Source organism: Pelotomaculum schinkii, from assembly GCF_004369205.1.
In the GTDB taxonomy this organism is placed as follows: Bacteria; Bacillota; Desulfotomaculia; order Desulfotomaculales; family Pelotomaculaceae; genus Pelotomaculum_C; species Pelotomaculum_C schinkii.
Window position 1 is genome coordinate 1,486,876 of record NZ_QFGA01000001.1, and the last position, 19,889, is coordinate 1,506,764.

At 54.2% G+C, this 19,889-nt stretch carries 18 protein-coding genes; all 18 read right to left on the bottom strand.

The features are described 5' to 3' along the window. Position 1: 1 nt before the first annotated feature. Positions 2-2,446 (bottom strand): exo-alpha-sialidase, encoded by a 2,445-nt coding sequence (locus Psch_RS07035; protein WP_190239648.1) that lies wholly within the window; start codon positions 2,444-2,446, stop codon positions 2-4. Then, the gene (locus Psch_RS07040; RefSeq protein WP_190239649.1) at positions 2,436-3,983 is read right to left on the bottom strand and encodes a baseplate J/gp47 family protein; all 1,548 of its coding nucleotides are present in this window, start codon (positions 3,981-3,983) and stop codon (positions 2,436-2,438) included. Before Psch_RS07040 ends, Psch_RS07035 begins: the two co-directional genes overlap by 11 nt. Positions 3,984-3,985: 2 nt before the next feature. Then, positions 3,986-4,363 (bottom strand): GPW/gp25 family protein, encoded by a 378-nt coding sequence (locus Psch_RS07045; RefSeq protein WP_190239650.1) that lies wholly within the window; start codon positions 4,361-4,363, stop codon positions 3,986-3,988. A gap of 12 nt (positions 4,364-4,375) precedes the next feature. Continuing rightward, the gene (locus Psch_RS07050; protein WP_190239651.1) at positions 4,376-4,690 is read right to left on the bottom strand and encodes a hypothetical protein; all 315 of its coding nucleotides are present in this window, start codon (positions 4,688-4,690) and stop codon (positions 4,376-4,378) included. Positions 4,691-4,714: 24 nt separating this feature from the next. Then, positions 4,715-5,437 (bottom strand): phage baseplate assembly protein V, encoded by a 723-nt coding sequence (locus Psch_RS07055; RefSeq protein ID WP_190239652.1) that lies wholly within the window; start codon positions 5,435-5,437, stop codon positions 4,715-4,717. Positions 5,438-5,446: 9 nt separating this feature from the next. Continuing rightward, complete coding sequence (locus Psch_RS07060; protein WP_190239653.1) at positions 5,447-6,586, bottom strand: phage late control D family protein; 1,140 nt, start codon at positions 6,584-6,586, stop codon at positions 5,447-5,449. A gap of 2 nt (positions 6,587-6,588) precedes the next feature. Beyond that, on the bottom strand, positions 6,589-6,882 hold the full coding sequence (locus tag Psch_RS07065; RefSeq protein WP_190239654.1) for a LysM peptidoglycan-binding domain-containing protein: 294 nt from the start codon (positions 6,880-6,882) through the stop codon (positions 6,589-6,591). Between the two features lie 8 nt (positions 6,883-6,890). Next, positions 6,891-7,475, bottom strand: a complete 585-nt coding sequence (locus Psch_RS07070; RefSeq protein ID WP_190239655.1) for a CIS tube protein — start codon at positions 7,473-7,475, stop codon at positions 6,891-6,893. Positions 7,476-7,502: 27 nt separating this feature from the next. Next, positions 7,503-8,741 (bottom strand): hypothetical protein, encoded by a 1,239-nt coding sequence (locus Psch_RS07075; protein ID WP_190239656.1) that lies wholly within the window; start codon positions 8,739-8,741, stop codon positions 7,503-7,505. A 5-nt stretch (positions 8,742-8,746) separates the two neighbouring features. Next, entirely contained in the window at positions 8,747-8,881 is a 135-nt protein-coding gene (locus Psch_RS21375; RefSeq protein ID WP_282432437.1) for a hypothetical protein, read from the bottom strand. Positions 8,882-8,934: 53 nt separating this feature from the next. After that, complete coding sequence (locus Psch_RS07085; protein WP_190239657.1) at positions 8,935-9,693, bottom strand: T4 family baseplate hub assembly chaperone; 759 nt, start codon at positions 9,691-9,693, stop codon at positions 8,935-8,937. A 22-nt stretch (positions 9,694-9,715) separates the two neighbouring features. Further along, positions 9,716-10,177, bottom strand: a complete 462-nt coding sequence (locus Psch_RS07090; RefSeq protein WP_190239658.1) for a phage tail protein — start codon at positions 10,175-10,177, stop codon at positions 9,716-9,718. Between the two features lie 15 nt (positions 10,178-10,192). Next, a complete protein-coding gene (locus Psch_RS07095) occupies positions 10,193-12,334 on the bottom strand; it encodes a phage tail sheath family protein (protein WP_190239659.1) in 2,142 nt (713 codons plus the stop codon). Then, positions 12,334-13,002, bottom strand: a complete 669-nt coding sequence (locus tag Psch_RS07100) for a Pvc16 family protein (protein WP_190239660.1) — start codon at positions 13,000-13,002, stop codon at positions 12,334-12,336. The genes Psch_RS07095 and Psch_RS07100 overlap by 1 nt, the downstream gene beginning before the upstream one ends. A gap of 68 nt (positions 13,003-13,070) precedes the next feature. Then, on the bottom strand, positions 13,071-15,287 hold the full coding sequence (locus Psch_RS07105; protein ID WP_190239661.1) for a hypothetical protein: 2,217 nt from the start codon (positions 15,285-15,287) through the stop codon (positions 13,071-13,073). A gap of 21 nt (positions 15,288-15,308) precedes the next feature. Beyond that, positions 15,309-17,456 carry an AAA family ATPase gene (locus Psch_RS07110; protein WP_190239662.1) on the bottom strand — a complete coding sequence of 716 codons (2,148 nt, stop codon included), beginning with the start codon at positions 17,454-17,456 and terminating at the stop codon, positions 15,309-15,311. A 314-nt stretch (positions 17,457-17,770) separates the two neighbouring features. After that, entirely contained in the window at positions 17,771-18,970 is a 1,200-nt protein-coding gene (locus Psch_RS07115; RefSeq protein ID WP_190239663.1) for an Acg family FMN-binding oxidoreductase, read from the bottom strand. Then, on the bottom strand, positions 18,967-19,635 hold the full coding sequence (locus Psch_RS07120; protein WP_190239664.1) for a TetR/AcrR family transcriptional regulator: 669 nt from the start codon (positions 19,633-19,635) through the stop codon (positions 18,967-18,969). Before Psch_RS07120 ends, Psch_RS07115 begins: the two co-directional genes overlap by 4 nt. Positions 19,636-19,889 lie beyond the last annotated feature (254 nt).

Genomic DNA, 19,889 nt, shown 5'->3' on the forward strand with positions numbered 1-19,889 from the left:
CTTAACCTCCACTTTTTACGCCGACTTGCCAGGTCCGGTATCGTGTAACGACCGGGACAGCTTTACAATCCACCGACCTGTGATCACGGCAGGACTCGCTCCATGCCCGCATCCAGACCCAGTCAGGCAAAATATCTTCGTAAGCTTCTCCCGGCCCGTCATATTGCTCGACCCGCTCGAGTATATCGACATATTGCTCTTCGACGAGGGCCTGCGTTTTATCGTCCGGGAAATCATAAGTGTAAACTTTTTCAAGAACAACCGGCGGTTCTATGACAAACACGATCCGCGTCTGAACCGGCAGAAACCTCTGGATCAGACCCTTGACAAGTTCCTGCCCCCGGGTGATCAGCTCCGCGTCCAGTGTATCAGGGGTCAGATATACACCCACCGTATCCCGCGCACACCATGCATCATGATTGATAACCGCCCGGCCGGCGCTACGCGCCCGGGTGTCATAAGTGTAGTGCACACGATTGTTGAAGGCTTCTTTCTGCAAGTGAACATGAGCCAGCATTTCGGCGTTGCGCGTGTCAACAGTACACGATTGAAAAGGATATCCCCTGCCTTGAGATTGACCTGCAATACGAAAATAACCCCGGCGCTGAGACCGCCAGAAGACGCGCAGCCGCCCGTTTGCGTCCACCAGAGCCGTCGGCTCCTTGTCCGCCGCGGGATGGTCAGTGACCCGGCCTCTTTTTCCCCATTTCTTCCCGTTGAAAGTTTTGCTCCAAATTTGCCACCCTTCTTGAGCGTCCCGGGCCTGCCAGAACAGCCATATATTGTTCCCCTGGACAACCGCTGCAGGTGATTCATCATGCGGCCCGTCTGTGCCGGCATCTTCCCTGTCGATCCATTCATGGCCGTCGAAAGTCCGGCAGCGCAACCGGCGGGAAAGCCCCTGTTCGCTATAGTCATCTTCACAGTAAAAGAGCCACAGAGTATTACTATTGTCGACAACGGCGGCGGGGGCCCAATGACGGAAGCCGGCAGTGGTTATTCTCCCGGGCGGTCCCCATTGGCCGTCTTTATGAACCCTGGCCCAGATGTCGGTCGGACCGCGACGGTTCGACTGCCAGAACACCCACACCTGGTCCTCTAATGTAACCGCAGCCGGATTGGAGTCATCCCCGGGATGCAGCGACAGGTTCCGGGCAGGGCAGACAGCAGCTTTGTCCGGTGATTCCTTACCAATAGCATCGGGTAACAGATTCGCTGTGCACCAGACCTCGCGTTTCTCCGGTTGACCGGATTCACAGAACAGCCACAGCTCCTTACCGGCCAATATCACCGACGGGGCTCCAAGGCTTTGCAGGAGGCTGCCGGAGTCATCCTGCGGGCAAAGATCTATCCGGCGCGGAGCAGCGCCGGGGACATCAAGGTTTTGACACCAGAGGCTGCGTCCGCTGCTTTGGCCGGCATGCCAGAACAGCCATGAATTGCCGGCGGCGTCCTTCACGCAGGCAGGACGTCCGTCATAATTTTCTGCCATGGAGTGCTGCACGGGCGTTAACCATGCTGTACCCGCCTTGTTGCGTGAGATTTCCCAGATGTCCCACAGATGAAGGGTTTCAGGCGCATTACTCAGGCAAACATTGTGAACAAACTCCTTGATGCGGCAGTCCCATCCGGTGACGCGATTTACCAGGGCCTGGATATTGGGGAGGGTGCCGACTGTCCGGTACAACTCCGGAGCGAACAGGATCTCCATGCGCTGCGAGATCTCGTCCTGGGTCAGGTCCAGATCCCAGCCGATCCATCCGGCCAGATGAGGCAAGAGGTCGGCGCGTGTCTGCAGCACATCGTGAAGGCCGCGCAAGCCCTCGGCCCGGCTCCGGAAATAGTCCAGAGCAGCCCCGAAGACTTCGAGAAATTGGCGCAGCTGCCCCCGCCCCCTCCCGGCAGGCGCCGGTTCATCATAGGCGCGGTGTACTCCGGGAAGAAGCCGGTAAAGCTGATCCGCAAAGCCGTGGCTCACGCTGGCCGTCGCAGATGCGCGTGCAACCGGTTTGGCAGACAGGCCGTCGCCGACAAAAAGGGTGTAGTAATAACAGACCCCTGCGGCATGCTCTATTGTATTGAGGCAGCCGGACAGGCTTTTCTTTATGTAGTGTTCTGCGACCCCTTGATCCGCTACCTTGAAAGAGTAGGCACAGCCGCCGCTGTCAGGGTCTTCCCCCTCAACAAGAACCCCGCTGCCGTCGGGGGCCAGAACCGCGTTAAGCCGATATGTCTGCGGAACTTTGGGCGGGATTTGATTCTGGCCGGGATCCACAGGAACGCGCATGTCGAGCACCGGCACGCCGTCTTCCGGACCGACAGGATATCTTCGCTCGCGCCGGAGCAGTCTGAACCGTGTGGACTGTTGCCCGGACGCCCTCCAGGCCCATTCCAGATCGATGCGCTGTCTGCCCAGGTGTGACCTGGCCTGCAGTTCAACGTCCACTCTGACCTCCTGTTACACTTTTAAAATTGATACCGGACAAATATGGTATCTCGTTCCAATCGAAACGCAGCACACCCCAAACAGGTTTCGGATCCAATCCTTCCGGGGGAGGCGTAACCCGTTCGAATCCGGAGATGGTAACGCCTTCAACGCCCTCAATGGCTTCAATAACCTCATACACCTTGCTGACGTACAGTACCCGGGCAAAATCAACGTTTTCAAAGGCAAGCAAACGGTTTACAGCGTCTTCTACCCGTTGGCGGACGGAATCTCTGAAATATTGCGGCTTAATGAACAAATCTCCTTCGATCATTACATCCACATATACCGGATCTTTCACTTCGATGATCGTGGTGAGCATTCTCTTATCTTCAAAGTAAAGCCGCAAGTCTTCTTTAAGGGTATCGCTGGGCTTGCCGCCCCCGGCCGGGGCGACATACAACTCCACCGTGTTCCAGTTGGCGGCCTGCGCCCTTACCTTTGCCACTCCGAAATCCCTGGCATAGGCCTCATAGTCCTCTCCAGTGACCGCCCGGCTGCGGGCTCGAAACAGTTGAGGCCCCCGCAGGACTGCCTGGGCGCAATCCTCACGCTCCATACCTCCGGACGAGGCATTGGGGTTGAAGACCAACTGCAGGTTGGAGCCGGGGTCTCCGATCGCACTCACCTTGAAAATGGAATTTTTCGGGATGTTTCCCTTGATCCCGCCACCGGTCCGGTAGGAGGCGGTTATATTGTTGCTCCCTTTACGCGGGATACTGCCGAAATTGCCGTCGCCGAACTCGATCCAGGACACATCCGACTCGTCGCGGCGCACAACGTAATGCTTACCGGCGGAGTCGCTGTAAAAGAGCGTTTCCCGGCGCTCCCACTTTTCCCCGTCCACATAAACTTCCAGTGAGTCAACAATGAGAGGCGTTCCCGCTAGCCTGAAACGTTGGCCGGAGCTATTATCAGAGGAACCAACAATTTCTTTTTCCTGGACGGAATCCACCTGAATCACAGGCAGGCTGTCATAACAGCGGTACGTTTTACCGTCGGTGTGCTGTATTAGGGGAAGCAGTTGAAGATCAATCGTCAACGGCTGCCGCACATACCGAAAACTGACCGGGTCACCTCCGGCAGGACCGGCAGTGGTCTTGAACTCAGCTTTGTCGTCGATAGTGACTGTGCCGGCATCCGTTTTGATATCTGGTTTGAACAGCAGAGTCAGATCAACAGAGGCCGGCTGCGGCGGACGCAGCTCATACCCGATCAGGCGCAGCAGGTTGATAACACTGCTCCGTTCCACAGCGGTATCCAGAAAACTCTCGTTGGCGATCCGGTCCTGGTAGTAGAGGATTAAGTCGCCCATGTAGGCAAACAGCTCCAGCAGTACGACGCCCGGATCGTTGGCCGAGTGGTCCGTCCAGCCCGGCAGTTTCTCCGTGGCCAGCGCCAGCATCGCATCGCGCAGTGAATCGTAGTCCTTGTCCGTATAATCAATATGAGGACGGTTGGACGTGTCGCTTCCGTTTTGCCCGTTAGATGTGCTCATGCTCAGATACCTCCCAGCCCGATGGGCACCGATAGACTCTGCGGCTGCTGCGTCCGGCCGATCAAATACAAGATTTCAACGTAGAGGTTTCCATCCTTCTGCGTGACCGTCACACCCTGTATCTGCACCCCCGGCTCCCACTGACCAATGGCTTTGCCGATCTGATGCTGTACTATCGCCCGCAGCGCGTCGTTGTTTGGGTCATGGACGAGCTGGCGCAGACCGCCGCCATAGTCGCGGCGCATCACCCTCTCTCCAATGCCGGTCAGCAGGATATGCTTGATATTTTCCTTCAGTTTTTCCGGCCCGCTGGTCCGGGCCACCCGGCCCGACGAATCGATGCGGAAGGGAAAAGAAAAGCCGCTGATTGTTTCACTCATACTCTCTTACCTTTACTGGATTTTGCCCGTGTCAACCTGCGTAGAGGTAAAATCGGCGTCTCCTTGCTGGCTCGATGCATTTCCTGTTGTGACTACATGGACGCTCCCCTCTGTTACGATTCCGACAACGTCCCCACTTTTGATATAGGATTCTATCGCGCTAGCCAGATCCTGCGCCAGCTGGTCCTGAACCTTGTTCTCAATTTCCACAATTTTATCCTGTACCTCTTCGGGCTGCAGTTTACCGATCTCTTTTACTGCCCTGTCTTTCGCATTGTTAAAAGCCTTTTTGATATTTTCCTGCAGCTCTGCGGTTTTTAAAGACATGCTTGACTCCTCACAATATGGACATCATTTCACAGCCTTAACCTTCTGACTCACTGCGGTAGAGAGAGGCGGTTGAGCGGGAGGCAGCGGCGTACTGGTGGGCCCCACCGCCGTAGTGTGCGTATGGTTAATAAACAAGTTCCATATATTCCCGAATGAATCGCCCATTACAACTCCTTCACCGGAAGATCCACCCAGATTGACAGCGTCGGCATTCAGGGTAATCCCTGTTGAGTCCATGGTGATGTTAACATTGTTCCCCGCGGCAAGCTTGATGCCGTTTTTATCCATGATAATGGTATTTTTGTTCTTTTCATCGGCGATCACCAACTTCTCGGACCCGCTGCTGTCATCCAGTTGAATCACTTGTCCGGAAACAGTGCGGATAACCTTTTGGAATTTTGCCGGCGCCTGGGCGTCTATCGTGTTGGGTGTCTTTCCTTTCGGATACCAGACCCCGGTCCAGATGGGGTTATTGATGTCGCCGGCGCCAAATTCCACCCACACATTGTCTCCCTGCTCCGGGATGAAGAAAAAGCCCGGCGGAAAGCACGGTTTGGCCTTAACCTGGATGGGGCGCTGGCTCTTGCCATCCAGCGTCTCTTCCAGGATACCGTGCACCTCGACCAAAAGCTCGCCCCGGTGGGGGTCGTTCTGGGGAGGATCGTTACCCAACACCACCCCCGGATACTTGCCGAAGTATTTCTTTAAGGCGTATTCCTGTTTATTGTTTTCTGTTTCGAACATAATCTCCCCTTATCGCCGGCATTGAAACTCGGTCTGATAGCCTTCCTTATTCAACACATGCCGCACCCGGGACAGGTACCATGTTCCGGAAAAGCGGCCACCCACGTCGGCAATGCCGATGGTGGACTGGGAATGGATGCGGTGGTTGCCGGGAACGCTTCCGCTTGCGCTCATGCCATGGATGCTGGTGCTGAACTGGTTGTCGGCCCGCTTGTTCAGTTCATCCTGCGTTGTAAAGCCTGGCGTAACCTCACGCTCCACGCTTCCCAGTTCATCCCGCAACTGTTTTTGAACGGTACCGGCAGCCGCCAGCAGGTTCTTTATGGACAAGGCCCTGGCCGGATAGCGGCTGTAGAACTGGGTGAGGTTCTCGTCCGTGAAACGGTCTTCGGTGGTTCCTACATCCTGAACCGGCGCCGTGACCTGCTGAATACACTGCCCCGTATCGAAATCGGTACCGGCAAAAACACGCGGTAGCTGGATCTTGGCCGCATCGACGGTCGCTTCAAAAGAGAGCAGACGGTTGCTGACACCATATCTTCCGTGATAAAGCGTGACTTCCGGAGCGGATTTCATGATCTTGTACTGCGCCTTGAAAAAAAGCTCGTCTTTCTGCTCACCGCTCACCACGAACACCTCACAGCCATATCTTGAAGCAAGCCTGAGCAGGAAAGCCAGGTCGGTTTCATCCTGCTGGCGGATGCCGTTGCCCGTGAAATTCGGGTTCCCCTTCAGATCCACCTTTATATCGCCGGTGTTGAAATATGCTCCCGCGATATCCTTCACGATCTTTTCCAGCGAAGTATCGGTCCAGACACGGTTTCTTTTCCGAAGTCCCATGTTCATGCTCCTGTCAAAGGCCAGGAGCCTGAGCGCCGGCACACCATGCCGGGGGAAGCTTCCTTCGACCTTGGAGATCCGGCCGCGAAAGATGATGGAATGATCGCTGACCTTGCCCAGGTCCGTCTCAACCTGCATCCCCTCCTGCAGGGCATGGCTGTAGACCTTGAACGGATCGGTCATCTCTATCGTAAGCTTGTCCGGCCCGGTTTCGCTTTCCTCGACCGTTAAGGAGGACAGGTCATGGGACAAATCATAAGAGGCATTGCCGGCCTTGACTGAGATTCGATAATAAAGGTCGTATTTCACTTTTACCTCCGCGGCGTGCGCGTGGCTACCCGGATGGGTGGAATGATGAGGGTGTCGCCTGCTTTCCAGTCCAGGGGGAACTTAAGTGGATTGGCGTCGGCAATGCGCCACCAAAGCTCCGCACGCCCGTAGTAGTGCGCCGCCAGCTGGTCCAGGGTTTCATTCCCCACCACCGTATGAATAATGCTATCCGGGTAAGTTTCAAGGGGGACGGCGGGACGTTGGGCCAAACTCACCCGTCCGTTTTTTTCGACAGTATCCAGTCCATAGTATCTTGAATAAATAGAGACAGGCATATTCACCTCTAAAATGGCCTTATATTTTGGATTCCCAGAGCAGCCAGGGCGTTTCTGTGCGCCTTGTCCAGGATGTAGAGCTTATTATCCTTTTCCTCGATGACCGCAAGAGTGATCCTGGCCTCTGCCTGCACAGGCGCCAGGGCGCTGTTAAACTGCGTCTCCGTGATGTTCATGCCGGTCACGACACATTCCAGGATTTTCGTTCCGAAACCGAAAATACAGGTGGGCGGCGAGCTGATCCGCCTGCCCTCCTCGCCGCCGCCTACTGTTGCCCAGGCGTCGGCCTTGGGGTACAGGAAGGAGCGCAGCTTGGCCAGTTCCGTCGATATCCCGTTATCCACGGGCGTCGGGTTGAGCGCATTCGTGCCCTGCTCAAGGCCGTGCAGTTTTATATCGAAGGAGATCGTCCGGTCACCGCCGCCGGTATAAACCTTTCCCGGCGTATCTTCACTCAGACTCGCATTACGTCCGGCGTAGTTTACGACCTTGTTGTCGCTAATCGATGCCGGGTTAAACTGGAATGTGACAATTAATGGCGGAATAACCTCTGCGTTGGCGAGAAACCCGCGCAGCACCTGTTTTTCGATCATGCCCATACTCCTTTTCGCACCGCGCTTTTAGCGCAGCAGGCCCAGTCTAAAGCGTTCCTCCTCAGCCAGTTTGCGCATTTTCTGCATGAACAGCCGCACCATATTGTCGCTGACAAGATTCCCTGCCGACGTCATGTCAATTCCGCTTGAGCGGTTCGATGCAAGTGATTGAGCTTCTTCTTCCCGTTCCCTTATGGCTGCGGCCACCTCGCGTTTCATCGTGTGCCTGATGGTTTCCAGAGCCAGGCTCAGCCCTTGCAGGGACACGGCGGGGGCAACTGTCTCAGGCCCCCCATGCAGCTTGTGTTCAGGCAGGGGCGGCATTTCCTGAGTATCGCCTGCTTCCGGCGGGCTTTGGAACAAGAGCTCTGCCTGCTTTGCCCTGTGTCCGGGCGCTGCCGTTGTCATTATCCGGTAAAAGGCCGACGGGGAAGTTCCGGGCGTAAGATATCTGAAACCACCCAGAGGACCCCATAACGGGGTCATTTTCGGAAGGCGCGACGGCATTGATCCAGACGAGCGGCCGGAACCCGGCGGAGCTACTGCTTCTTCTCCTCTTGCACCAGCCACGGTTTGCTTGTCCGTTGCTTTAGAATCCGACACAGGCAGATTGTCCGCCCGCCGTGCCGCACCCGCATGGTACGGTAAAATCTGCGGCTGAATGTGGAGCGCGCCGGCCAAGGTTGGCTTGTCCGTTGCTTTAGAGTCCGGTACGGACAGGTCGTCCGTCTGCCGTGCCATGTCCGAATGGGACGGCAAAACCTTCGGCAAAATATAGGTATGTGAAAAGAAGCTGCCCATCTTTGCAGTTTCCCTTTTTGTCCGCGCCGGATGCACAACCGGTTCCGCCGGTGTCGGAGATGACGGCGCCGGTGTGCGCTGTTCCCCGGAAAAGGGCGAAACCAGGGCAAGCGCGATCAGCGGCTGCGCTTGTTGCTCCGAAGGTGTGCGCACCGGCGGAGAGGTAACGTTGAGTGTGGTTGCCATGGGCGGGTGCATTACCGGCTCATTAACATGAGCAGGCGCCGCATCCCGTTCCGGCCTCTCCAACCATCTTGGCGCCAGCCAGGGCATCGCCGTCAGCAGGCCAAGAGACCGGGCCGCTGCGGCCTGCAGCAAATACCGCCCACCCAATGCCAGGAAAGGCGTGACAAGCCGGAGCAGCCGGCAGCCAAGCAAGCGTTTCCTGCGCTGCGCCGTCAGATTTAGCCCCCATCCGGCGCACAGATGAGCAGGCGGTGAGAATGTCTCGCTCCTTTCCATCATCAGTTTCAACCTCTTTTCAACCGGTCGGTCAGGGTTTCCCAGGCCCGGTTATCCTCATCGATCCTTTCGGCAAGCATCCGAACGAAAGCCTGCCGTTCGCCAACCGCCAGATCCATGATTTCCGACCACGGCCAGTGCAAGTGGTACGCCAGGTAAAAGACCTCCTGGCGCAGCCGGCGCCCACCTCCCAGCTCTAGACGAAAAAATTTGCAACGTCCATTATCCCCTGGAAGGAGGTCCCGCAAGAGTCGCAGCGCACCGGGCACTGAAAATCGACACCCGGCATTTGGCTGTTGAGCGCCTGGTACAGCCGGTGGCGATCACCCATGGTGAGATCGCGCAGGATCTTTATCCCATAGGCTTCCAGGGCCGCCGGGGGCAGCGACCCAAAGCGCCTTATGCAACGCAGGAGCAGGACATCCTGAGCCCTCAGCGGGTCTTTTTCGACCATGGATGACACAAACTCCTCGTCGACACCGCGTGGCAGGGTCAGGACAATTTCTGTGTGCAGGGCCCCTTCCCGATCTATGTAACCGTCCTCGAGCTGCAAAGTGATGTCAGCCAGGGCCTGGCCTTCCTCCAGCCTGCGCACCGGGATCCTGCTTAAATCCTGGGCAACAGATATTTCAGTACCGCAGCGGGGGCAGACGTATACCGCAGGCAAGCGATCACCCAGAGTAATCCGGCGCAGTTCGAGCAGCAGATAATTTCGATCGACCGTATAGAGCTCCGATACAATCTGTGACGAAACAGCCTCGATACCACCCAGCCGGATCAGGCAGCTCCGGATAAGCTCCGTAACGAGCCTGCCGGCCGACAATGTCTGATCATAAAGCAGCGCCTCTTCGTGCCCCCGCATCTTGCGGATTACCGCCTGCCGGTGGACCCGGCCCGATCCGTCTGTATACCCGACAGGCAAAAGCACGTCAAACTCACGCGGGTATTGTGCCATAAGTCAGTCAACCTCCAAGTTGTCAAACACGATACATCCGCTCAATTGCCAGGACTATCGTCTGCTTCATCAGGCCGGAGCTTCCCGCGTCCAGGTCGCTGAACTTGGACGATTTAATCCAAGCCCCTTCGAACACAAAGCGCATGACTTCCTTCTGGTGTTCCTTGACGACGATGGAGCCGTTGCGCCGCAACTGGGAGCCGGTTCCCGTCCCGTCTATGGTGAACATTGTCTGAAACCATTCTTTAAAACCCTTGTCGGCGTTGCTGCCGTCCATGTTCCTCTCGAGAGTCAAATCGCCATACTTGATAATCCCCGAGCTGATTTTGTGGGTAATGTTGGCCCCGCCGTCCGGCTGCTCAATCGCTTCCACCTCGCCTTCGGTAAGGCCTGTCACTTTCGTGATGTTGGGACTCTCAATACCTTCGATCTCAACTACGAACTCGTGTGTCCGGTATGCTTCATTAAAGCCTAGAGCGGCCATTTTCCCCCTCCTTATCTATTTTTCGCCAGCGGTTGCCCCACCTTCCTGCTGGCCTACGGTAATTATGATGGTCTCCGCTGGCCGCGACGGGTAGAAGTAGACCTCGACCGTCAGGATACCCTGCTGGATGTTCGCAGGCGGGTTATTCTCGGCGTCCACCTTCACGGTAAACACCTGCTCCGGTGCACCGGGGCCGAATGCGCCCTGGCGCCACAATCCCATCAGGAACGGCGTCACGGAGTTATACTTGATCTTGTTCCACAGCGCGTCGTTGTTGGGCTCCTGGACAACCCAGCGCAGTCCGGACCTCAGTGAACTCTTGACAAAATTGAAGAGCAGCCGCACATTGACATAAAGCCAGAGCGTACTGGTACTCAGGGTCCGCGAGCTGTCGATCACGATGCCCTGCCCGGAGATAAAGCGCACTGCGTTCACGCTGCCGTTCTTGACCATGTCGGTATGTTCGGTATCCGTAATGCTGTACTGCACATCCAGCGCTCCGTTGATTCGGGCGGCGTTGCCGGCGGGCGCCTTCCAGATACCCCGTTCACGCTCTGTGCGCGCATAGACGCCCAGCACGTGGCCCGTGGGCGGTATGAATTTCGGCTTATGCCCAAGCGGGTCGAGGGGGTCGTAAACCCGAATCCAGGGGAAGTAGAGCGCGCCGTATACTTTGTCGCCGCGAAACTTCTTGCCGTAATCTTTCACGGCGCTCCCTTTCGCGCCTACGGGCGTATGGCCGACGAACATGCAATCGCCCCTTTTTTCGCAGTAGGTCAGCAAATCACTGACAACTTCCGGCTCGGAACTTTCAGGGCAACAGACCAGTTGGACATCGTATGTATTGAAGAACTCCTTGGCGTCGCGAACCTGACTCTTGACATGATCCTGGCTCAAATTATCGTCGCTGCCGTTTGTCAATGGAGTGAGGGGGGCGACTGAAAGAGTTCCTGAAGCGGGACTCTGGATCATGATGAACTTTGAGCCCGAGGACACGTTGTTTATAACCGAAGCTGCATTCTGCGCGTCCTCCACTTCCCATACTTCGACCTTCTCTTTGCCATAATAGACACCAAGATCAAAGTGATTGTTATTCTCATTGTTCTTTGTTATTTCTACGGCAAGATCGGTCCCCCATGCCCCTGGATCTTCTTTGCCCATGTAACCCGCCTTAACCGTCAGGCTTCCCAGTGCGGCGGAAGCCGCGACAGCTGCAATAACATCTTCCCCCTCATGAACGTTGGTGTCAAAGCCAAAGGTATTGCTGGTATTGTTTACGACCTGTACAGTGTGGGCTTTCCCGGGCATAGTGTGGCTTATAACAATTTGCTTGCCGTCGGGGGAGAGGATAGCCCGCAGGCCGGTTGTTTTAAGGCCGTCACAGATGGCTTCTACCGCCTCCATTAGATCAACCGTACCCATATTCGTGATGTTTCCTGCTCCTTTAACCAGATCTGTGGGAAACTTCAGGATGCCGGCCAGCTTTCCACCCGCTTTGAGTGAAGCGTTTGCCCCCTTGAGATCGGTCCGCACACATAATTTGGTGTTTTCATCTTTGATGACAAAAGCCTGAATACCCATAAATTCACGGTTTAAAACCGCAACGATCTCTTCCAGGGTTGCCTTATCGAAACCATTTGGGAAGTCTTGTCCAACGAATGTGTAGCTTGCCTTAAGCTGACCATTCACTTCGAGGGTCAGATCCAGGTCCGTATCATTCGGCAGCGGGCCGGCAAGGGAGCCATCGAGCATGGCGGGAGTCTTTGCATTGAAACTCACGGCAGATTCGGCGCCTCGATCGATCTTTAATTGTAGCTGTAAACCCTCGGTCAAGGCCAGGGGGTTCTTCGGCGTGCCGGTGACAGATGCGCAAACAGCCTCTACTGCGGCGCCGGTCTTGTTTACAAGTCTCGTGACATATGCCATTGTCCCGCCGTTATCGAAAAAACCCTGAAGCGCATAAGCGCCGTTGGCTCCTGCTTTGAATGAGCCGAAATGTTCCTTGAACTGGCTCCAATTGACCACCTGAAACACTTCCCCCGGCGCCCCGCGATCGGATAGGATCATGAAAGCGGCGACCGAGGTCTGGGCTGGTTGAATGCTGGGAGTTGCCCGGCCATCTGTCTCAACAATGTTCAACCCTATGTTGTAGCTCATTACCTTATCTCCTCCTTCTCCATTTCATTCCCATTGCCATGCTCTTGACCGTAGATGGTGACTAGGGTCGTCACCGGCGGCTCGAGTAGTCTCTCCGGCCTTATTACCGGCAGCGTTATTACCAGATAAACAGCCGGTTTCCAGCGATATCCGGCGCCCATGGCGCCCCAGAATTCGGCCAGTTTGGGGAAGCCTTCCCCCGGCAGGATGGTAAACGGCAACGCGGCGTCAGCCAATACCCGGGGAAAGTCCGCGGGCACTGGGTCCGGATCGTAAACCTGGCGCGGCGTCAGCGACTCCGTCTCCAGGGCCGGCAGAAGGCCTGTCACCTCATATAACATGGTGTGCTCCTCCAGCGTCGGCTCCACCCCGTGAGCAATGTCAGGAGAGGTAAGGTCCCAGGCCGTGATCAGATAATGACAATCCACCCAACGCGGCGCCGGGATCTCGCTGACAACCCCGTTCCTGACCTCACGCAGGCCTTCGTTCGTCCGTTTGCCGTGATTTTCACGCAAATCCACCAGGTAGATATTGAGCGCGCGTTTATGTATGCCGCTCACATAATTGCGCCAGTTTTCGTCGGGCGGCTCGAAGCCGATCTGCTCCGTCTCCAGCTTGAGCTGTTTCTCGAATAATTTGCGTAGATATAGATTGAAATGGCGGATCACGCAATGTCCCTCTTTCTCCTGGTCTATAGCATCGATCGGATTGAGAGGCCGGTTTCTTCATCAGAGCCTCACCATGACGGCAACCCTAGACGGAGCCTCCATTCCTTGGTCATCTGCAGGCGGAGCAACTCGTCAATCCGGGCCTGGATGATTTGCATTATCTGTTTTTCCTTAGCTATTTGCTGCGCTAAATAAGCAGGATCCGCCTTGCCACCGCTTTCGGATTTGGCCCACTCCTCGTAGGATAAATCTCCGCGTGACTTATTGACCTTTTCACTTACCAACTCAAGGTTCTCAGGCATATTTTCGATTTCAAATTTGGCAGTTTCGCTATTGAGTTTTGCGAACCCCGGCAAGTCACGAATTTTACGAATAGGGAAGATATGATCTTCATTGATACTGGTAACGGTTTCGCCGGGAAACGCCGGATCAGGATCATCAACCTTGAGACTATTCTTTGTCAATGACGGCATGGCGCGGCGTCTAAAGGCGTCAGAATTCTCCCGGTGCGCCTTCCAATCTTTTTGCTCCCTCAGGTCGTGCATCTGCTCTTCCCGGCCGGGGGGCCTCTGCTTGCCGGGAGGATTGTATGGTTCATAAGCCGTATTCTCGACTTCTCCCGACTTGATCATTGCGCCGGCGGCAACTCGTTTCTTTGTAGCGAGTCCTGTTTGTTCGAGTTCGGCCTTCCTGGGCGTGCCCTTAACTTCGCCCTTTTTTGATCCGGGTTTTCTAAAATCACCTGCCGCCTTAGGCTCGATCTCAGGCTGGCCCGGGCCGGGCTTAGGTGTTCCAACTTCTAATTGTTTAAGCGCCGTCCACTGCTGACTTGCTTCTTGACTTGTTTGGAATGAAGTCGCTGCAGGCGCCTCAGGGATAGCCTCAGAATAAGCGGTTGATTCTTTTGGCGATGTGAATGATGATTTCGTCTGTGCCTGGACTTCAGCAATCCATTCCTGGTGTGACTGGAGCGGCATCTCAGCGGGCGCATCAGGGAGCGCCTCAGAGTGAGCGATTGGCTCTTTTGGTGATTTAAATGATGATTTCGTCTGCGCCTGAACTTCAGCAATCCTCTCCTGGTGTGACTGGAGCGGCATCTTGGCAGGCGCCTCAGGTAAGGATACAGGTTCCCGCCCCCTGCCGGGCTTTGCCTTGCCACGTGTCAAAAAACCCAAGAAAAGCTGGAGCAGGCCTCCTTTGATTGCATTATCCACAACCGTCTTCACAAATGATTCTTGCGACGGCTGTCCGGTGAGGTTGTTGAGGGTGACCTCGACTGCCGTTGTAATTGGAGTTGTTGCAACACCACCAGCGAAGAATTCTATGAGGAATTGCTGTCCTTTACTAAGGAAAACTTGCGGGGTCAGATCAATGGCGTCGACACCCAAACGTTCAGCAAGATTGGCAATCTGGTCCTTAGACATACGCGACACAGCGATACGGCCAAAGTACCTGGCCGCATATTTTGTAAACACCCCGCCAGTAAAAGCACTGACAAAACCATTTACAGCATCCTTACCGCCACGGATGAGGACTGCCCTATCAAAGTCGCCCACCTTGCGTGACCCGGCAAACATCTCACCAGTTTGGCTTGCGGTTTCCTGAACCAGTCCATACGTGCCGGCGCCAACACCAACAACCGCGGAAGTACCCAAAACAGTAAGTCCGGCGCCTGCGGCAGCGCCACCAGTGGCAATAGTGGCAGCAATAGCGCCGGCTGCGGCAGCGACCTTCAGACCAGTCGTCGAAATTTCGGCGCCGCCGGTAACCCCTTCGAGGTATTCATTGAGCTCCGTGTCCGCTTTGGTGAACTCACCGGCGAGGTTCTGGAGCGTATGTGCGGCTCGCATTACGTCGCCCGATGTGAGCCAGTGCCGGACCTCTTTGAGCAGCCGCTCCGAAGTGTTCCAAATAGTCTTCTCAGGGATATTTAAGCGACGCAACCCCTTACCTTGAAACACCCCCGCCGCACTGCCGACCTGCTCCGAAAACCACGATACAGCCCATTGATCCCGGTTAATTTTCTCCTGTTCGTCACGCCGCGCTTTTGCCGCTTCCAGTTGATAAGCCAGTTGGTTGGCTGCTTGGCGGATCTGTTCCAGCGCTGCATTCACATCCGCTTCCAACAACCGGCTCACCGCCCTATTGCCGGCCATATGCTGCAAGTCCATAATATCCGCATAAGGCTCGAGCGACTCAAGTCGACGAAACGGTTCCGGGGCGCGTCCCGCAACCTTCCCATCGTTTTTTTCTTTTTCCGGTTTCGCGAAAACAGGTCCTGCCATAGTAACTAACTCCCGTTGCCGTTATTGCAGTGATTTCCGCTCGCCATAAAGCTCGGTCTCAGACAGAGTCTTGCCCATCTTCTGGTACTCACGCTGCGTGGCCCGGAAAAGGTGTTCCATAGCTACTGCGCTGCCATCGGCGGCAGCCAGGAAGGAAGCCGCCAGGGCGATGTTCTTGATATTCCCGCCGCTCAGCTTGAATTGCCGGGCCAGGAATTCCAGGTCTACATCGACGGCTAGCGGAGCTGCCGCCGGCCAGACGCCGGTCCAGATACGCCGGCGGCTTTCTTCATCGGGAAACGGAAAATGGATGGTAAAGGACATCCGCCGTACAAAGGCGTCGTCCAGGTTCTGGCGCAGGTTGGTGGCCAGAATGGTTATACCCTCGTATTGCTCCATCTTTTGCAGCAGGTACGATATTTCGATATTCGCATAGCGGTCATGGGCGTCCCGCACCTCGGAGCGCTTGCCGAACAGCGCGTCCGCCTCGTCAAAGAAGAGTATTGCGTTGGCGCTTTCCGCACCGGTGTAGATCCGGTCAAGGTTCTTCTCCGTCTCTCCGATATATTTGCTCACCACGCCGGACAAATCGATCTTGTAAAGGTCAAGTCCAAGCGCATTGGCGATGATCTCGGCGGCCATGGTTTTACCCGTGCCGGACGGGCCGGAAAACATGGCGTTTACACCCTTGCCCAGCGACAGTTTCCGATCGAAGCCCCACTCGCCCAGCACCCGGTGACGGTATGCGACCCGCCGGCACATCTCGCGCAGTTGGGTCATGGTATCCTGAGGCAGCACGATGTCATCCCAGGTATACCTGGTGTCAACCTTTGGAGCCAGCGCTGCCAGCTCGTGTCCGGACTGGGCGCGCGCCGCGGTGAAAATATCCCTTAAGGCCGGCTTGTCGTTGATAATGTCCTTGTGATCGCCTGCCGTCACTGCGGCGGCATTCCACCGGGCGCGTTTCTTGGCGGACGTCACCGCGGACATTATTTGGCGCCGCGTCAGCCTGAAGCGATCCGCCAGAGCATCGAGTTCGCTTTCATCCAATAAAATATTTTCTGCCGTGAGGCATTCGTTCCAGCAATTGCGCCGGCGGCCGAAATCTGAGATGGTGAAAGGCACCGTTATCACCCCTCCCGGCCCGAACCCGTGCTGTACCCATGGTTTTGTTCCGGTGAGGACAGTGACGCCTGAGTCCCCTGCCAGCGATTTAAGCAAAAACCTGCAAGCCGCCGCATTTTCATCGCTGAATAATGCGTCCGTTTCATCCAGGCAGAGTATGGCATCCTTGAACCATGCCTCGCGAAACAGTATCCTGAGCAGCTTCCCGAAGCTGGTCTCCCTGTACGGAATAGTGTACAGGTCGGCGACCAGCAGGGACTTGCCTGTTTCAAAGGCCAGCGCTTCCGCGGTCATCCTTTTGCCTGCGCCCCGGGGCCCCTGGAAATAGAGGTGTAATTGCTGCCGTTTCTGAAGGGCATGGGCCGTAAGAGAAAGCAAAGCGCGTTTCGACTCGCCGGCCAAAGGCGTATTATCCATCCCGCAAGCCGGGTATATCAATTCACAGAAAGGAGCTAACCGTGAATCCAATCCATCCTGGAAGAGAAGCAGATTTATGATTTGCTCGTCGAGTGTGATGTAATGTGACAGGAGGGACGGCTGGAGATGATTGGGTTCCGCTATCAGGTGAATCAGGTTCTTTCCGACAAGGGGAGAATCAGGCGCAAAATGGGCGCGTCTCTCGATCTTCTCCTCCGCTGTGGTACACAGCAGGTTGAGCGCCAGATCGACGCTTGCCTTACGGCGGGCCACATTATCCTGGAGATAGGCGTAGAGGCGCTCATAACGCGCGTCCAGCTCGGGCGCGAGCGCGATGATGATAATATCCAGGTCAAAATGGGTAAGTCCGAAGGCTTCTTTCAGCCACGCCATACGAGAACCTTCCATAAACGACTGGGGTTGAGAACCCCCGATATGTTCATCCCCGCACCAAAGCAGCGGCGCTCCCGGCTCACGGTCAAGCAGACGCCTTACTTCATCCCGGTTGATGTAAAGTCCCCGGTAGGGATCGGCGGCCGCCTGGGGTCCATAAGCAGCCTGAGCCAGGTCTGCTGCTTTCTCGATCACCCGATCGAGCCTGCGTAAAGGTGTCAGAAGTCCTCTCATGCCCGACTTATCTCCTTGAAAATCACTTCCATAAAATATTACCGGCAAGAGTTAAAATATTTCATAATATTCTACAAAGAATAAAATTTTCCTCTTTATCTACATTTGACAAGAGCTAAATACGACACTCATAAAACATTTGTTCTCCATCATCCGAAGTGATATGATAAAATTATTAATAGGAGCCCCTGAGCTTTTCCTAATAAAGCCCTGATTTATTCCGAGGTCACAGGCAGCGATCATTGCCCCATTGGGCTTGAGCTTTCCATATGAAGCGCCGGTGATCAAGTGCCTCACCGGCGTCTTTGCCAACTTTATTCTCCGGCTATCAAATCCATCACATTGCGTCGCATGCTTTGCGGGACTTCTTTGGTGGGCTTGCCTAAACGAACGAGCATCTGAATGGCGCCTCCCCCCGCAGCATAGTCGCGGTGGATACTGCTGTATGGCTCTTTCATTTCGGGGTATTCCTCCAGGACCTGACTGAGCGGCTGCATAACAAAACCCAAACGGTGCGCTGTAAGTATCAATCTACTGTAAAGCATACCGCTTTTGACCTGGCTTGAACGGGTATTGTCACCCGTAATAATCATGGCATAAGCCGGTGTGTTGTCCACCGATGTCCGGGTAGACCGAATAAAGAGATCCGATGCAGCTTTCCCGCTGTTCATCGAAGGAAAGAGCGTGACCAAACCCTGTATGAGGTGCCGCATGATGCCTGAAGTACCCTGCCCTTCGACAGAAAAGCCATAACGATATTTATTTTTTTGGTACTCGTTGGCGCGAAAGATAGTTTGCGATTCCTGCATAACACGATTCACGTCCGCTTCGATGGTTGCCCCCTTCATTGCATAGCTTCCCAATTTATCTACGTTTTCTTCATCCTGAAAAATCTTTATCGACATATTGGCGTCGGCATTGATGGTTTCCAACTGATTTATCTGCTCAGAGGTTAACTTGGTTGACTGGTACGCCGCCCTGTTTGTGTCCGGCAAAAACATGGAATCATAAAGAGGATTATTTCGAGGCTTGTCTTTCGTAAGCATGATTTTTGCCACCGGTTTGGTTTTCATGCTCTCCGGCAGTTTTTGTTCATTATAGCCGCCCTCTGGAAATAACTCCACCGCAATTTGATAACCTAATTCATCTCCAGCGATATTGACATACTCCAAAAAGGCGCCTTGGGTAATCATCATTTGCCGTGCAAAAGGATCTACCTCGTTTGTTAAGCGGTCGCTGTCGGCGTATAAGTAAAATACCATGGGATCCTCCTTGTCGAGCCGGATTTTCCATGGCTGCATGTTGTGGCCATTTGCAGACAAGATACCGTGCGCTATAAGACGTATTCTTGGATCATCAAATTTTTGTGAGTAGGTCTTTTGCCAAGGTTCCCAATACTTTGGCGACTCAAAAATCCCACTTATGATCAATAGAGATGCAAAAGCTATGACTAATAACGCGCCAATACATGAAAGAATAACGGCCATTGTTTTCTTCACCGTCCTCTTGCTCATCTATGATTTCCTCCATTTTCAGCTTGTATTGACCTGACGATAAGTTGAAAAGCTGCTGATATCAATTCCTCCGGTGTCGTCCTGTGATAGTTCTTAATATAGTTCTCCTTTTTCTTTGCGGTATTAAACACGCCAATCATGCAAGCCCACAAAACAAGAGCTGTTTTTACAACATCCAAATCACTGCGGATGGAACCTTCTGCAATGCCCTTTTCCAGCGTTCCGGTCAAATGCCCCAGTATTTCCTCTCCAAGAGCATAGCACTCTTCTCTTGATTGATCCGGAATCCCTTTTTGAAAATCGAGTTCACCATTTTCATACTCCATAATTGCCTTAAAATATTCTGGATAATCCTTGCTGAACCGATAGAGGGTCAAAGAAATCTGTCTTATTTCCTCAATCGCATTACAGGCCTTTTCTCTTTGTAAATCATCCTTCAGCATACCGATTAACAGCTTATATCCCCTTGTCATAATTTTAAAATAGATCTGCTCTTTACTATTGAAATAGACATACACTGTTCTCTTGCTGAACTCAGCCTCTTTCGCCACATCGTCCATCGTGGCATGATCATATCCCTTTGTAAAAAAGATTCTTTCCGCTGCTTCAATAATATCGTTTCTGCGGATTTCCTTTTCTTTTTCCTTACGCTCATTGATTCCCAACAGTTGCTACCTCGCAAGTTCACTTTAGTGTTTTAAAGTAAACTATTAGTTTACTTTAATGTATGACATATTCTGTTTTATGTCAATACATCTTTTATCCAGGATTTTTTACAAAATTAACGGGAGCTTAATGGTATCCTACAGAGATATCAACCGGCATGAAAAAATCTTTATTGAGGTAAAGAATGGGAGAACGGAACAACACAATCGTAGTAAGCGGCGGATAACAATTATATGCTTTTTCTGGCTGTGTG

Coding starts and splice junctions, on each gene's coding strand:
- Psch_RS07040 (WP_190239649.1), bottom strand. CDS start 3,983: ATGAGCACATCTAACGGGCAAAACGGAAGCGACACGTCCAACCGTCCT.
- Psch_RS07045 (WP_190239650.1), bottom strand. CDS start 4,363: ATGAGTGAAACAATCAGCGGCTTTTCTTTTCCCTTCCGCATCGATTCG.
- Psch_RS07050 (WP_190239651.1), bottom strand. CDS start 4,690: ATGTCTTTAAAAACCGCAGAGCTGCAGGAAAATATCAAAAAGGCTTTT.
- Psch_RS07055 (WP_190239652.1), bottom strand. CDS start 5,437: ATGTTCGAAACAGAAAACAATAAACAGGAATACGCCTTAAAGAAATAC.
- Psch_RS07065 (WP_190239654.1), bottom strand. CDS start 6,882: ATGCCTGTCTCTATTTATTCAAGATACTATGGACTGGATACTGTCGAA.
- Psch_RS07070 (WP_190239655.1), bottom strand. CDS start 7,475: ATGATCGAAAAACAGGTGCTGCGCGGGTTTCTCGCCAACGCAGAGGTT.
- Psch_RS07075 (WP_190239656.1), bottom strand. CDS start 8,741: ATGATGGAAAGGAGCGAGACATTCTCACCGCCTGCTCATCTGTGCGCC.
- Psch_RS07085 (WP_190239657.1), bottom strand. CDS start 9,693: ATGGCACAATACCCGCGTGAGTTTGACGTGCTTTTGCCTGTCGGGTAT.
- Psch_RS07090 (WP_190239658.1), bottom strand. CDS start 10,177: ATGGCCGCTCTAGGCTTTAATGAAGCATACCGGACACACGAGTTCGTA.
- Psch_RS07095 (WP_190239659.1), bottom strand. CDS start 12,334: ATGAGCTACAACATAGGGTTGAACATTGTTGAGACAGATGGCCGGGCA.
- Psch_RS07105 (WP_190239661.1), bottom strand. CDS start 15,287: ATGGCAGGACCTGTTTTCGCGAAACCGGAAAAAGAAAAAAACGATGGG.
- Psch_RS07110 (WP_190239662.1), bottom strand. CDS start 17,456: ATGAGAGGACTTCTGACACCTTTACGCAGGCTCGATCGGGTGATCGAG.
- Psch_RS07115 (WP_190239663.1), bottom strand. CDS start 18,970: ATGAGCAAGAGGACGGTGAAGAAAACAATGGCCGTTATTCTTTCATGT.